Below are 13,625 nucleotides of genomic sequence, written 5' to 3'. Positions count from 1 at the left end.
GGACCGGTCTTGTTCTTTGGCAAGTCCGGCTTGCATGCGTGCCAACGGTCCGCGGCCAATATGCCGCAGCCTCTGACACCGTTCTGTCATCTTCGCCAAACAATCCTCGGTTACCCGCGGGATGCATTATTGCCCCCAAGGAGTCTCCCGATGCGTTCCATTTCCAAATTCGTTGCTTTCGGCCTCGCGGCCGCGATTGCCTTTTCGGCCCCGGCCTTTGCCGAAGAGAAGGCCAAGCCCTTTACCGACAATACCGAAGTCAACCTGCTGAACCTGCTGCCGCCGCCGCCGGCCAATGATTCCGCCAAGACCAAGGCCGAGATCGGCGAACTCCTGAAGATCCAGGTGACGCGCACGCCCGAGATGGAAGCCCGCGCCGTTGGCGATGCAGAAGAGAATGTCTGGCGCTATGCCGACGTGATCGACAATCCGAAGTTCACCCAGGAGAACCTGCCGAAGTTCTCCGCCTTCTTCGACCGGATCGTCGAGACCGAAGCCGCGGTCGTTGATCCGGCCAAGGACGTCTGGAAGCGCACCCGCCCTCACCTCCTCTATCCGGATCTCGTCAAGCCGGTCGTTCCGCTCTCCAAGTCCGGTTCCTATCCGTCAGGCCACACGACGCTCGGCACGCTGATGGGCGTCGTTCTCTCCAACATGGTTCCGGAGAAGAAGGACGCGATCATGGCGCGCGCCTGGGAATACGGCTGGAACCGTGTCATCGGCGGCATCCACTACCCAACCGATATCGAAGCTGGCCGCATTGCCGGTATCGCGACAGCACAGACGATCATGCAGCATGATGACTACAAGGCGGAATACGAAGCCGCCCGCACCGAGCTGCGCACCGTTCTCGGCATGTGATATCGCCAGCATATGATCTGAAGGCCGCGGCGAAAGCTGCGGCCTTTTGCTTTGCTGAAATCTGACGAGCTGAACTTTTCGGCACCCTTGCCGTTCACCGGAGACATTTGCACTGTCCTGGGGAGGCACCGATGGCTCAATGCGAATATTGCGAGCGGGAGATCCCGCCGGGCCTGCTGATCTGCCCACAATGCGGGCGGCGGCCGCCGGGCGATGAGGAGCGAAAGCGGCGGATGAAGCGGATCTCGGTCGTCATCGGCATCACCGCCGTCTTCATGCTGCTGCTTCTACTGCGCGATGCAGCCATGCGCGGGACGATCCCGCACTTTTCCTAAGCCCTAAAAGAAAAACCGCCCGGATTGCTCCGGGCGGTTGTCGATTTCCAAGACGCTGGTCGCTTATTCGGCGGCCGGAGCGTTTTCGGCAGCCATGTCCTGCAGCATCGGCGTGGCCGATTCTGCACCGCTGCCCTTGCGGCGCTCTTCGAGGATCATCTCGTCGCGCGACGTGGCGATGCGGCGGATCTGTGTCATCGTACCGCCGGTACCAGCCGGGATGAGGCGGCCGACGATGACGTTTTCCTTCAGACCCTGCAGGCCGTCGGTCTTGCCGGCGATCGCAGCTTCCGTGAGCACCTTCGTCGTTTCCTGGAAGGACGCGGCGGAGATGAAGGACGGGGTCTGCAGCGACGCCTTGGTGATGCCGAGCAGAACCGGATCGCCGTAAGCAGGCTTCTTGCCCTGCTCGATCAGGCCGTCGTTGACGTCCTCGAGCTCGATACGATCGACGTTGTCGCCGACGATATAGGTCGAGTCGCCTGCATCGGTGATTTCCACCTTCTGCAGCATCTGACGGACAATCACTTCGATGTGCTTGTCGTTGATGACAACGCCCTGCAAGCGGTAGACTTCCTGGATTTCGTTGACCAGGTACGAAGCGAGTGCCTCGACGCCCTTGATCGCCAGGATGTCGTGCGGAGCCGGGTTACCGTCGAGGATGTAGTCACCCTTTTCGATATAGTCGCCTTCCTGAAGGTGGAAGGGCTTGCCCTTCGGGATCAGGTATTCGACCGGCTCGACACCGTCTTCCGCCGGCTCGATGATGACGCGGCGCTTGTTCTTGTAGTCGCGGCCGAGGCGGATCGTACCATCGATCTCAGCGATGATGGCGTGATCCTTCGGACGGCGGGCTTCGAACAATTCGGCAACGCGCGGCAGACCACCGGTGATGTCCTTGGTCTTGGCGCTTTCCAGCGGCGAACGTGCGAGAACGTCACCCTGGGAAACCTTCGTGCCCGGCTCGACCGACAGAATGGCGTCGACCGAGAGCAGGAAGCGGGCGTCACCACCACGCGAAAGCTTCATGACATTGCCGCTGGCGTCCTTGATGACGATTGCCGGCTTCAGGTCGGAACCGCGCGGCGTCGAGCGCCAGTCGATAACCTGACGCTTGGTGATGCCGGTGGATTCGTCGGTCGCTTCGAGAACGGAGAGACCGTCGACCAGGTCTTCGAACTGAACGGTACCGGCTACTTCCGTCATCATCGGACGGGTGTAGGGGTCCCACTCTGCCAGACGCTGACCGCGCTTGACCTTGTCGCCTTCGTCGACATGCAGCTTCGAACCGTAGGCGACGCGCTGCGAGGAGCGCTCCACGCCACGCTCGTCCAGGATCTGGACGGTCATGTTGCGGCCCATGGCAACGAGGTTGCCTTCCGAGTTACGCAGAACGTTACGGTTCTTGATCTGGATCGTACCTTCGTACGAGGCTTCCAGGAACGACTGGTCGACCACGTTTGCCGTACCACCAAGGTGGAACGTACGCATGGTGAGCTGCGTGCCCGGCTCGCCGATCGACTGAGCCGCGATGACGCCGACTGCTTCGCCCATGTTGACAGGCGTACCGCGAGCAAGGTCGCGGCCGTAGCAGACCGAGCAGACGCCCGTCTGAACTTCGCAGGTCAGAGCCGAACGGATGCGGATCGACTGGATACCAGCCTTTTCGATCTCGATGACATCGGGCTCAAGGATCATCTTGCCAGCGTCGACAAGACGCTCGCCGGTGATCGGATGATCGATATCGTCAAGAGCCGTACGGCCGAGGATACGTGCGCCGAGCGAAGCAACGACCTGACCGGCATCGACGATGGCGGTCATGGTGAGGCCCTTGTCGGTGCCGCAATCCACGAGGTTGACGATGCAATCCTGCGCGACGTCGACGAGACGACGGGTCAAGTAACCGGAGTTAGCCGTCTTCAGAGCGGTGTCTGCGAGACCCTTACGGGCGCCGTGGGTCGAGTTGAAGTACTCGTTGACGGTCAGACCTTCCTTGAAGTTCGACGTGATCGGCGTTTCGATGATTTCGCCCGACGGCTTGGCCATGAGGCCGCGCATGCCACCCAGCTGGCGCATCTGGTTCGGAGAACCACGGGCACCCGAGTGCGACATCATGTAGATGGCGTTCATCGGCTTCTGGCGGCCGGTGTTCGGATCGAACTCGACAGCCTTAATGCGGGCCATCATGTCTTCAGCGACCTTTTCGGTAGCCTTACCCCAGGCGTCAACGACCTTGTTGTACTTCTCGCCCTGAGTGATCAGGCCGTCGTTGTACTGCTGCTCGTATTCCTTGACCAGGTTTTCGGTGTCGCCAACGATCTTTGCCTTGGTTTCCGGAATGACCATGTCGTCCTTGCCGAACGAAATGCCGGCGCGGCAGGCATGGGCGAAGCCGAGCTGCATGATGCGGTCGCAGAAGATGACCGTGTCCTTCTGGCCGCAGTGACGGTAGACCGTGTCGATCATCTTGGAGATGTTCTTCTTGGTCATTTCCTGGTTGCAGACGTCGAAGGTCACCTTGCCGTTCTTCGGCAGGAGTTCGCCGATGAGCAGACGGCCCGGAGTCGTTTCATAGATCTTCGAGTACGGCTTGCCGTCCTCGCCGATCGACTTGAAGCGGCCGCGGATCTTGGTGTGCAGCGTCACGACCTTGTTTTCAAGCGCGTGATGCAGCTCGCCGAGATCGGAGAAGGCCATGCCTTCGCCCGGCTCGTTCTGGTTCATGATCGCGAGGTAGTAGAGGCCGAGAACCATGTCCTGCGACGGAACGATGATCGGTGCACCGTTTGCCGGGTGCAGGATGTTGTTCGTCGACATCATCAGGACGCGGGCTTCGAGCTGGGCTTCGAGCGACAGCGGCACGTGAACGGCCATCTGGTCACCGTCGAAGTCAGCGTTGAAGGCCGTGCAGACGAGCGGGTGCAGCTGGATGGCCTTGCCTTCGACCAGGGTGGGTTCGAAGGCCTGGATACCCAGGCGGTGCAGCGTCGGTGCGCGGTTCAGGAGAACCGGATGCTCGCGGATGACCTCGTCGAGGATATCCCAGACTTCCGGCTTTTCCTTTTCAACCAGCTTCTTGGCCTGCTTGACGGTCGAGGAGTAACCCTTGGCGTCGAGGCGGGCGTAGATGAACGGCTTGAAGAGCTCGAGCGCCATCTTCTTCGGAAGACCGCACTGGTGCAGCTTCAGTTCCGGACCGGTCACGATGACCGAACGGCCGGAATAGTCGACGCGCTTGCCGAGCAGGTTCTGACGGAAGCGGCCCTGCTTGCCCTTGAGCATGTCGGACAGCGACTTCAGCGGACGCTTGTTGGCGCCGGTGATGACGCGGCCACGGCGGCCGTTGTCGAACAGCGCGTCCACAGATTCCTGCAGCATGCGCTTTTCGTTGCGGATGATGATGCCCGGAGCGCGCAGTTCGATCAGGCGCTTCAGACGGTTGTTACGGTTGATGACGCGGCGGTACAGATCGTTCAGATCCGACGTCGCGAAACGGCCGCCATCGAGCGGAACGAGCGGGCGCAGGTCCGGCGGGATGACCGGGACGACCTTCATGATCATCCATTCCGGACGGTTGCCCGATTCCATGAAGTTCTCGACGATCTTCAGGCGCTTCATCAGCTTCTTCTGCTTGAGATCCGACGTGGTGTCGGCAAGCTCGGAGCGCAGATCGCCAGCGATCTTCTCGAGGTTCATCGATGCCAGCATCTCGTAGATGGCTTCAGCACCGATCATGGCGGTGAACTGGTCTTCGCCGTATTCGTCGACGGCCAGCATGTACTCTTCTTCCGTCAGGAGCTGGTGCTCCTTGAGCGCGGTGAGGCCCGGCTCGGTGACGATGTAGTTTTCGAAGTAGAGAACGCGCTCTACATCCTTCAGCGTCATGTCGAGCAGGGTCGAGATGCGCGACGGAAGCGACTTCAGGAACCAGATGTGGGCAACGGGAGCGGCGAGCTCGATATGGCCCATGCGCTCACGGCGAACGCGCGACAGCGTGACTTCGACGCCGCACTTTTCGCAGATGATGCCCTTGTACTTCATGCGCTTGTACTTGCCGCACAGGCATTCGTAGTCCTTGATCGGTCCGAAAATGCGCGCGCAGAAGAGACCGTCGCGTTCCGGCTTGAACGTACGGTAGTTGATGGTTTCCGGCTTCTTGATCTCGCCGTAGGACCAGGAGAGGATCTTCTCCGGCGATGCGATAGAAATTCGAATGCTATCGAAATTCTGTGCAGGCACCTGCGGATTGAAAAGATTCATGACCTCTTGGTTCATGCCTGTCTCCTTCATGGGCGGATGCGCCCTTAGCTTGCGATCGACGGCGGCAAATCCCGGGAGCCGCGCCAACGCTCAAAACGACAATAACCGCAGAATGCGGCGAAATCGTCCCTGCCCGGCCAACACGTTACGGGGCCAGAGCGGGAACGGTGTGCGCTGATTTACAGCGCACACCCTATCAGATGGTTACTCGGCTGCGTCCGGCAGCTGGCTCGCCTGCTGTTCATCGACCTTGGAGTTCTCCAGTTCGACGGACAGACCGAGCGAGCGCATTTCCTTGACGAGAACGTTGAAGCTTTCGGGGATACCCGCTTCGAACGTATCGTCGCCGCGGACGATGGCTTCGTAGACCTTGGTACGGCCGGCGACGTCGTCCGACTTGACCGTGAGCATTTCCTGCAGCGTGTAAGCCGCACCGTATGCTTCCAGTGCCCAGACTTCCATTTCGCCGAAGCGCTGACCGCCGAACTGCGCCTTGCCGCCCAGCGGCTGCTGAGTAACGAGCGAGTAAGGACCGATCGAACGGGCGTGGATCTTGTCGTCGACAAGGTGGTTCAGCTTCAGCATGTAGATGTAGCCAACCGTGACCTGACGGTCGAACTGCTCACCCGTACGGCCGTCGTAAAGGGTCGACTGACCGCTTTCCTTCAGACCGGCGAGAGCCAGCATCTCGTTGACGTCACCTTCGTGCGCACCGTCGAAAACCGGCGTTGCGATCGAAACGCCGCGCTTCCACTGGTCGGCAAGACGCAGGACCGACTCGTCGTCGAAATCCTTGACCTGCTCGGCCTTCGGACCTTCGCCGACAACGTCGCCGATCGTCTTGCGCAGAGGCTCGATGTTGCCGCTCGCCTTGTAGGCTTCCAGCATGTCGCCGATCTGGCGGCCCATGCCGGCGCAAGCCCAGCCGAGATGCGTTTCGAGAATCTGACCGACGTTCATGCGCGACGGCACGCCGAGCGGGTTCAGAACGACGTCGACATGCGTACCGTCTTCGAGGAACGGCATGTCTTCGACCGGCACGATACGCGACACGACACCCTTGTTGCCGTGACGGCCGGCCATCTTGTCGCCTGGCTGGATCTTGCGCTTAACAGCGACGAAGACCTTGACCATCTTCATGACGCCCGGAGGCATTTCGTCGCCGCGCTGGACCTTCTCGACCTTGTCCATGAAGCGCTGTTCAAGGCGCGACTTGGATTCGTCGTACTGGCCACGCAGAGCTTCGAGTTCGCTCTGGACCTTCTCGTCTTCGACGGCGAACATCCACCACTGCGAGCGGGGATATTCGGAGACGACGGCGTTCGACAGCTCGGTGCCCTTCTTGAAGCCCTTCGGGCCCGCGATGGACATCTGGCCGCGGAGCATGTCGATCAGACGGCCGTAGACGTTACGGTCGAGGATCGCCTGCTCGTCGTCGCGGTCCTTTGCAAGACGCTCGATCTCTTCGCGCTCGATTGCCATCGCGCGCTCGTCCTTCTCAACGCCGTGGCGATTGAAGACGCGCACTTCGACGATCGTGCCGTAGGTGCCGGGCGGCATGCGCATGGACGTGTCGCGCACGTCGGATGCCTTTTCACCGAAGATGGCGCGCAGAAGCTTTTCTTCCGGCGTCATCGGGCTTTCGCCCTTCGGCGTGATCTTGCCGACGAGGATATCGCCCGGCTGAACTTCGGCGCCGATGTAGACGATACCGGCTTCGTCGAGGTTCTTCAGCGCTTCTTCCGAAACGTTCGGAATGTCGCGCGTGATTTCTTCCGGACCAAGCTTGGTGTCACGGGCCATCACTTCGAATTCTTCGATGTGGATGGAGGTGAACACGTCATCAGCAACGATACGCTCGGAGAGCAGGATCGAGTCTTCGTAGTTGTAACCGTTCCACGGCATGAACGCGACGAGCGCGTTGCGGCCGAGTGCGAGATCGCCCAGGTCCGTCGACGGGCCGTCGGCGAGGATGTCGCCGCGGTTGACAACGTCACCGACGGTGACCAGCGGACGCTGGTTGACGCAGGTGTTCTGGTTCGAGCGCTGGAACTTCTGCAGGCGGTAGATATCGACGCCGGACTTGCCAGCTTCGAGGTCTTCCGTCGCACGGATAACGATACGCGTCGCGTCGACCTGGTCGACAACGCCGCCGCGGCGGGCGCCGATAGCAGCGCCGGAGTCGCGGGCAACGACCGGCTCCATGCCGGTGCCGACGAACGGAGCTTCGGCACGCAGCAACGGAACGGCCTGACGCTGCATGTTCGAGCCCATGAGAGCGCGGTTGGCGTCGTCGTTTTCCAGGAACGGGATGAGAGCGGCTGCGACCGAAACGACCTGCTTCGGCGAGACGTCCATCAGGTTCATGCTGTCGCGCGGAGCAAGCATAACTTCGCCGGCGTGACGGCAGACGACGAACTCGTCAACGAAGGAACCGTCCTTCTCGAGCGCAGCGTTCGCCTGTGCGACGTAGTACTTCGCTTCTTCCATGGCCGACAGGTAGAGAACGTCGTTCGTGACCTTGCCATCGACGATGCGGCGATACGGGCTTTCGATGAAGCCGTACTTATTGACGCGCGCGAAAGTCGCCAGCGAGTTGATGAGACCGATGTTCGGACCTTCCGGCGTTTCGATCGGGCAAATGCGGCCGTAGTGGGTCGGATGAACGTCGCGGACTTCAAAGCCTGCGCGCTCGCGGGTCAGACCACCCGGGCCAAGTGCCGAGAGACGGCGCTTGTGGGTGATTTCCGAAAGCGGGTTCACCTGGTCCATGAACTGCGACAGCTGCGAGGAGCCGAAGAATTCGCGGACGGCAGCTGCTGCCGGCTTGGCGTTGATCAGATCCTGCGGCATGACCGTGTCGATTTCGATCGAGGACATGCGTTCCTTGATCGCGCGCTCCATGCGGAGCAGGCCGAGACGGTATTGGTTTTCCATCAGTTCGCCGACAGAGCGAACGCGACGGTTGCCGAGGTTGTCGATGTCGTCGATTTCGCCCTTACCGTCGCGCAGTTCGACGAGCATCTTGACCACGGCCAGGATGTCGTCCTTGCGCAGGATGCGGACGGTGTCGTCGACCTGGAGGTCGAGACGCATGTTCATCTTTACGCGGCCGACGGCGGAGAGGTCGTAACGCTCCGCATCGAAGAACAGCGAGTTGAACATGGCTTCGGCCGATTCCATGGTCGGCGGTTCACCCGGACGCATGACGCGGTAGATGTCGAACAGAGCGTCCTGACGGTTCTCGTTCTTGTCTGCGTGCAGCGTGTTGCGGATGTAGGCGCCGACATTGATGTGGTCGATACCGAGAACCGGGATTTCGTCGAAACCGTTGGACAGGATGACCGGCAGGGTCTTCTCGTCGATTTCGTCGCCGGCTTCGAGATAGATCTCGCCGGTCGAATAGTTGACGATGTCTTCGGCCAGGAAGTTGCCGTACAGGTCGTCGTCAGACGCCTTCAGGGCCTTGAGACCCTTTTCGGAGAGCTGGCGGAGCAGACGCGGGGTCAGCTTCTTGCCGGCTTCGACAACGACTTCGCCGGTGTCGGCGTCGACCATCTCGGTGATCGCCTTGGCGCCACGCAGCGTTTCCGGCTTGAAGGGAATGCGCCAGCCTTCGCCGTCGCGCTTGTAGAGCGACTTCGTGTAGAAGGTGTCGAGGATTTCCTCACCGTCCATGCCGAGGGCCATCAGCAGCGACGACACCGGAATCTTGCGGCGGCGGTCGATACGGGCATAGACGATGTCCTTGGCGTCGAATTCGATATCGAGCCAGGAACCGCGATACGGGATCACGCGGGCAGCAAAGAGCAGCTTGCCGGAAGAATGGCTCTTGCCCTTGTCGTGATCGAAGAACACGCCCGGCGAACGGTGCATCTGCGAAACGATGACGCGCTCGGTGCCGTTGACGATGAACGTACCGTTGTTGGTCATGAGCGGCATGTCGCCCATGTAGACGGACTGTTCCTTGATGTCCTTGATGGACTTCGCGCCGGTATCCTCGTCGATATCGAACACGATGAGGCGCAGCGTCACCTTGAGCGGCGCTGCGTAGGTCAGGTCGCGCTGACGGCATTCATCGACGTCGAACTTCGGCGGCTCGAATTCGTAGGAAACGAATTCCAGCATCGAAGCGCCGGAGAAATCCGTGATCGGGAAAACAGACTTGAAGACGGCCTGAAGGCCTTCGTCAGGGCGGCCGCCCTTGGGCTCTTCAACCATCAGGAACTGGTCGTAGGACGCCTTCTGAACCTCGATGAGGTTCGGCATCTCTGCGACTTCGGGGATTTTACCAAAAAACTTGCGTACGCGCCTACGACCGTTGAACGAAAGGGTCTGAGCCATCGTCGCTCCTTCAAAAATTGCATCCGGGCCTGCAACGGACGGGAACCGATGGCCAGTCGACCCCGTCAACCAATGGGTTGGTTCAATCTCGTCTCACTTCCCGAAACAAGAGGCCGGATTGCCTTCATGCTGCGGTTCGAGACCATCCTCTTGAAGAACCCATTACCCAAAAGCCGTTTTCACGCGGCTTTTGGGTAATTTGTTCAGGAAAACGGCAAATGGGAGACGGTAAACATACCGCCTCCCAGATGCAGTTCAAGATTACTTGACGTCGGCCTTTGCGCCAGCGTCTTCAAGCTTCTTCTTGATGTCGGCAGCTTCAGCCTTGGAAACGCCTTCCTTGACAGCCTTCGGAGCGCCTTCGACGAGGTCCTTGGCTTCCTTCAGGCCGAGGCCGGTGATGCCGCGGACTTCCTTGATGACGTTGATCTTGTTGGCGCCAGCGTCAACCAGGATAACGTCGAACTCGGTCTTTTCTTCTTCAGCCGGAGCTGCAGCGCCACCAGCGCCACCAGCAGCAGCAACTGCTACCGGAGCAGCAGCAGAAACGCCCCACTTTTCTTCGAGCATCTTGGAAAGCTCAGCAGCTTCCAGGACGGTCAGAGCAGAGAGGTCTTCAACGATCTTTACGAGATCAGCCATGTTATCAGTTCCTTTTGTTCGGTTCGAACCGGTGTTTTATAAACAGCAAAAAACCGCCTTATGCGGCTTCGTCCTTCTTGGCGTAAGCCGAGAACACGCGAGCAAGCTGGCTTGCCGGTGCTGCAACAACGCCTGCGATGCGGGTAGCCGGGGTCTGAATCATACCGACCAGCTTTGCACGCAGTTCGTCCAACGACGGCAGGGTCGCAAGCGACTTGACTGCATCGGCGTTGAGCGTGGTTGTTCCCATGGCGCCGCCCAAAACAACGATCTTATCGTTGGTCTTGGCGAAATCCACGACGACTTTCGGAGCGGTGATCGGGTCATTGCTGTATGCAATGAGCGTCTGACCGGTGAAGAGATTGGAAATCCCTTCCGCTTCCGTACCCTGAAGGGCGATCTTGGCCAGGCGGTTCTTCGCGACTTTGACGGTACCGCCAGCTGCGCGCATCTTCGAACGGAAGTCGTTCATCTGCGCGACTGTAGCACCAGCATAGTGGGCCACGACAACCGAGCCCGAAGCCTTGAAGACTTCGTTCAGTTCCGTGACGAATTCGCGTTTTTCCGCTCTTTCCACTGCCTATCTCCAGTTGGCAGGACCTGTAAGGCCCTACCGGGTTGCCTTTTGCCTCCCGGGATCAATTGCGATCCCAAGCGACGCTTGAGGATCCTGTCCCCTCGCGCTTCGCGCCAGAAAAGGCCGAAGGCACAAGGCATCCAAGGCTCGAACCGGATCAATGAAGCGAACTTCAGAAATTCGGGTCTTACCCGTCTCATGCAGGCCAAGTGATTAAGGGAAAACCACCTGCAATCTCGGACAGGATTCCGGATTTCTCCGGAATATCCCGGCCCCTTGCGAGGCCGGAATTCTTGCTGCCGGGCAAAAGCCCGGCAAATTCATTAGGCGGCCGGAGCCGTGACCGAGCCAACCTCGATCTTGACGCCCGGACCCATGGTCGAAGAGATCGCTACGCGCTTGACGTAGTTACCCTTGGCGCCGGCCGGCTTTGCCTTGATGACGGCGTCAGCGAAGGCGCGGATGTTTTCTTCCAGAGCCTTGGCATCGAAGGATGCCTTGCCGATGCCGGCGTGTACGATACCGGCCTTTTCGACGCGGAATTCAACGGCGCCGCCCTTGGAAGCCTTGACGGCACCCGTGACGTCCATCGTTACCGTGCCAACCTTCGGGTTCGGCATCATGCCGCGCGGGCCGAGAACCTTACCGAGACGGCCGACGAGCGGCATCATGTCGGGGGTCGCGATGACGCGGTCGAAATCGATCTTGCCGCCCTGGACGATGTCGACCAGGTCTTCGGCGCCGACGATATCTGCGCCTGCAGCCTTGGCTTCGTCAGCCTTGGCGCCGCGGGCGAAAACAGCGACGCGAACGTCGCGGCCGGTGCCGTTCGGCAGGTTGACGACGCCGCGGACCATCTGGTCGGCGTGGCGCGGGTCAACGCCGAGGTTCATCGAGATTTCGATGGTCTCGTCGAACTTGGCGACAGCACGCTCCTTGACCATGCCGATGGCGAGGCCGAGTGCGTAGAGCTTCGTGGGATCAACACCTTCGTTGATCTTCTTGGTGCGCTTGCCTGACATGGTCTTAACCTACCACTTCCAGGCCCATGGCGCGGGCAGAGCCCTCAATCATCGCCATTGCACCTTCGATATCTGCTGCGTTCAGATCCTTCATCTTGGCTTCGGCGATCGACTTGATCTGAGCCTTGGTGAGCTTGCCGGCGTTGGCGCCCTTGCCAGGCGTCTTCGAACCGGACTGGATCTTCGCTTCCTTCTTCAGGAAGTAGCTGACCGGCGGCTGCTTCATGATGAAGGTGAAGGACTTGTCCTGGTAATAGGTGATGACGACCGGGATCGGCATACCCTTTTCCATTTCCTGCGTAGCCGCGTTGAACGACTTGCAGAATTCCATGATGTTAATGCCACGCTGACCAAGCGCCGGGCCGATCGGCGGGGACGGGTTAGCCGATCCTGCCTTGACCTGAAGCTTGAGCTGGCCTGCAACTTTCTTAGCCATATCTCTCTGCCTTTCACTGACGGCCGGTTGCCCGGCCCTTGATGCCGGATTGCTCCGGCGGCTGCGGTTGCGTGGTTCGGATAATTGAGACCCGGCTAAGGCCCCTCACCTTCCACGCGCTGCGGCTTTCGCCGCCCGAAGGCCAGCCTCAAGGACCAGCCTCCGATTCTTGAAATCAGACCTTCTCGACCTGACCGTATTCCAGCTCGACGGGCGTCGCGCGGCCGAAGATCGATACTTCCACCTTCAGGCGCGAACGCTCTTCGTCCACATCCTGAACCGTGCCGTTGAACGAGGCGAACGGACCATCGGAAACCCGAACCTGCTCGCCGATCTCGAAGCTGACCGAGGCCTTCGGACGCTCGACACCTTCCTGGACCTGACCGAGAATGCGCTCGGCTTCGGAGTCCGGGATCGGAACCGGCTTGTTGTCGGAACCGAGGAAGCCCGTGACCTTCGGCGTGTTCTTGATCAGGTGGTAGGCTTCGTCGGTCAGGTTCGCACGAACCATGACGTAGCCCGGGAAGAACTTGCGCTCGCTGTCGACCTTGCGGCCGCGGCGCACTTCAACCACCTTCTCGGTTGGCACGAGGATCTTTTCGAACAGGTGCTCAAGCCCCTTCTGGCGAGCCTTATTCTCGATGTCCTCAGCAACCTTCTTTTCAAAATTCGAATACGCGTGGACGATGTACCAACGTGCCGCCATCTTTTATCTCCACCCGATCAGTTGCTGACGTTGAGCACGAAGCTCAAAAGCCAGCTGATCAGCTGGTCGGCAGCAAAGAAAAACAGCGCGGCAAAAACCACCATTACCAGAACCATGATCGTCGAGATCATCGTCTCACGGCGCGACGGCCAAGTGATCTTCGCCGTCTCGGAGCGAACCTGCTGGAGAAACGCTAGTGGATTGGATTTGGATGCCATCGACTGCCCACGCAATTACGGCGCGTAAAGCTGAACATATCAGCCCCACGCACCGCGTGTCTGTTGAACCCTACATAAACACCGATTCCCAATTCGACAAGAGGGAAACCGAAGTTTAACGAAATTAGCGGATGCGCGGCGCACTGGCCATTCAGCCTCGCCGTTCCTCGCCAGATACGGCCTCGGCCATATCGAAGCGCCCTGTTAGCACAACCGCTCACCGG

10 protein-coding genes are annotated in these 13,625 nt (G+C 59.9%); 2 read left to right on the top strand and 8 right to left on the bottom strand.

Going from position 1 to position 13,625, the window contains the following annotated elements:
• Positions 1 to 150 precede the first annotated feature (150 nt).
• Complete coding sequence (locus tag ACEN84_RS16880) at positions 151 to 861, top strand: acid phosphatase (protein WP_413709325.1); 711 nt, start codon at positions 151 to 153, stop codon at positions 859 to 861.
• A 131-nt stretch (positions 862 to 992) separates the two neighbouring features.
• Positions 993 to 1,196 (top strand): hypothetical protein, encoded by a 204-nt coding sequence (locus ACEN84_RS16875; RefSeq protein ID WP_130282489.1) that lies wholly within the window; start codon positions 993 to 995, stop codon positions 1,194 to 1,196.
• Between the two features lie 63 nt (positions 1,197 to 1,259).
• Here the strand turns inward: ACEN84_RS16875 and rpoC are convergent, their stop codons facing one another.
• From rpoC to secE, 8 genes are all read right to left on the bottom strand, one after another.
• Positions 1,260 to 5,471: a DNA-directed RNA polymerase subunit beta' gene (gene rpoC / locus ACEN84_RS16870; protein ID WP_130282491.1), complete on the bottom strand. Its 4,212-nt coding sequence runs from the start codon at positions 5,469 to 5,471 to the stop codon at positions 1,260 to 1,262.
• Positions 5,472 to 5,660: 189 nt separating this feature from the next.
• Complete coding sequence (rpoB, locus tag ACEN84_RS16865) at positions 5,661 to 9,800, bottom strand: DNA-directed RNA polymerase subunit beta (RefSeq protein WP_112716906.1); 4,140 nt, start codon at positions 9,798 to 9,800, stop codon at positions 5,661 to 5,663.
• A gap of 261 nt (positions 9,801 to 10,061) precedes the next feature.
• Positions 10,062 to 10,442, bottom strand: coding sequence for a 50S ribosomal protein L7/L12 (gene rplL, locus ACEN84_RS16860; RefSeq protein WP_112716908.1), 381 nt, complete (start codon positions 10,440 to 10,442; stop codon positions 10,062 to 10,064).
• A 58-nt stretch (positions 10,443 to 10,500) separates the two neighbouring features.
• Positions 10,501 to 11,019, bottom strand: coding sequence for a 50S ribosomal protein L10 (rplJ, locus tag ACEN84_RS16855; protein ID WP_112716910.1), 519 nt, complete (start codon positions 11,017 to 11,019; stop codon positions 10,501 to 10,503).
• A gap of 323 nt (positions 11,020 to 11,342) precedes the next feature.
• Entirely contained in the window at positions 11,343 to 12,041 is a 699-nt protein-coding gene (rplA, locus tag ACEN84_RS16850; RefSeq protein ID WP_112716912.1) for a 50S ribosomal protein L1, read from the bottom strand.
• A 4-nt stretch (positions 12,042 to 12,045) separates the two neighbouring features.
• On the bottom strand, positions 12,046 to 12,477 hold the full coding sequence (gene rplK, locus ACEN84_RS16845; protein ID WP_112716914.1) for a 50S ribosomal protein L11: 432 nt from the start codon (positions 12,475 to 12,477) through the stop codon (positions 12,046 to 12,048).
• Positions 12,478 to 12,652: 175 nt separating this feature from the next.
• Positions 12,653 to 13,183 carry a transcription termination/antitermination protein NusG gene (gene nusG, locus ACEN84_RS16840; RefSeq protein WP_112716916.1) on the bottom strand — a complete coding sequence of 177 codons (531 nt, stop codon included), beginning with the start codon at positions 13,181 to 13,183 and terminating at the stop codon, positions 12,653 to 12,655.
• A 17-nt stretch (positions 13,184 to 13,200) separates the two neighbouring features.
• On the bottom strand, positions 13,201 to 13,401 hold the full coding sequence (gene secE / locus ACEN84_RS16835; protein ID WP_112716918.1) for a preprotein translocase subunit SecE: 201 nt from the start codon (positions 13,399 to 13,401) through the stop codon (positions 13,201 to 13,203).
• Positions 13,402 to 13,625 lie beyond the last annotated feature (224 nt).

Origin of the sequence: Rhizobium sp. Rhizsp82, from assembly GCF_047325115.1 — a bacterium.
Taxonomy (GTDB): Bacteria; Pseudomonadota; Alphaproteobacteria; order Rhizobiales; family Rhizobiaceae; genus Rhizobium.
This window is presented reverse-complemented; position numbering and strand designations above follow the sequence as displayed.

Bases quoted from the DNA above. Each gene is read 5' to 3' on its own strand.
- secE (WP_112716918.1), bottom strand. From the start codon at position 13,401: ATGGCATCCAAATCCAATCCACTAGCGTTTCTCCAGCAGGTTCGCTCC.
- rpoC (WP_130282491.1), bottom strand. From the start codon at position 5,471: ATGAACCAAGAGGTCATGAATCTTTTCAATCCGCAGGTGCCTGCACAG.
- rplK (WP_112716914.1), bottom strand. From the start codon at position 12,477: ATGGCTAAGAAAGTTGCAGGCCAGCTCAAGCTTCAGGTCAAGGCAGGA.
- nusG (WP_112716916.1), bottom strand. From the start codon at position 13,183: ATGGCGGCACGTTGGTACATCGTCCACGCGTATTCGAATTTTGAAAAG.
- rplL (WP_112716908.1), bottom strand. From the start codon at position 10,442: ATGGCTGATCTCGTAAAGATCGTTGAAGACCTCTCTGCTCTGACCGTC.
- rplA (WP_112716912.1), bottom strand. From the start codon at position 12,041: ATGTCAGGCAAGCGCACCAAGAAGATCAACGAAGGTGTTGATCCCACG.
- ACEN84_RS16875 (WP_130282489.1), top strand. From the start codon at position 993: ATGGCTCAATGCGAATATTGCGAGCGGGAGATCCCGCCGGGCCTGCTG.
- ACEN84_RS16880 (WP_413709325.1), top strand. From the start codon at position 151: ATGCGTTCCATTTCCAAATTCGTTGCTTTCGGCCTCGCGGCCGCGATT.
- rpoB (WP_112716906.1), bottom strand. From the start codon at position 9,800: ATGGCTCAGACCCTTTCGTTCAACGGTCGTAGGCGCGTACGCAAGTTT.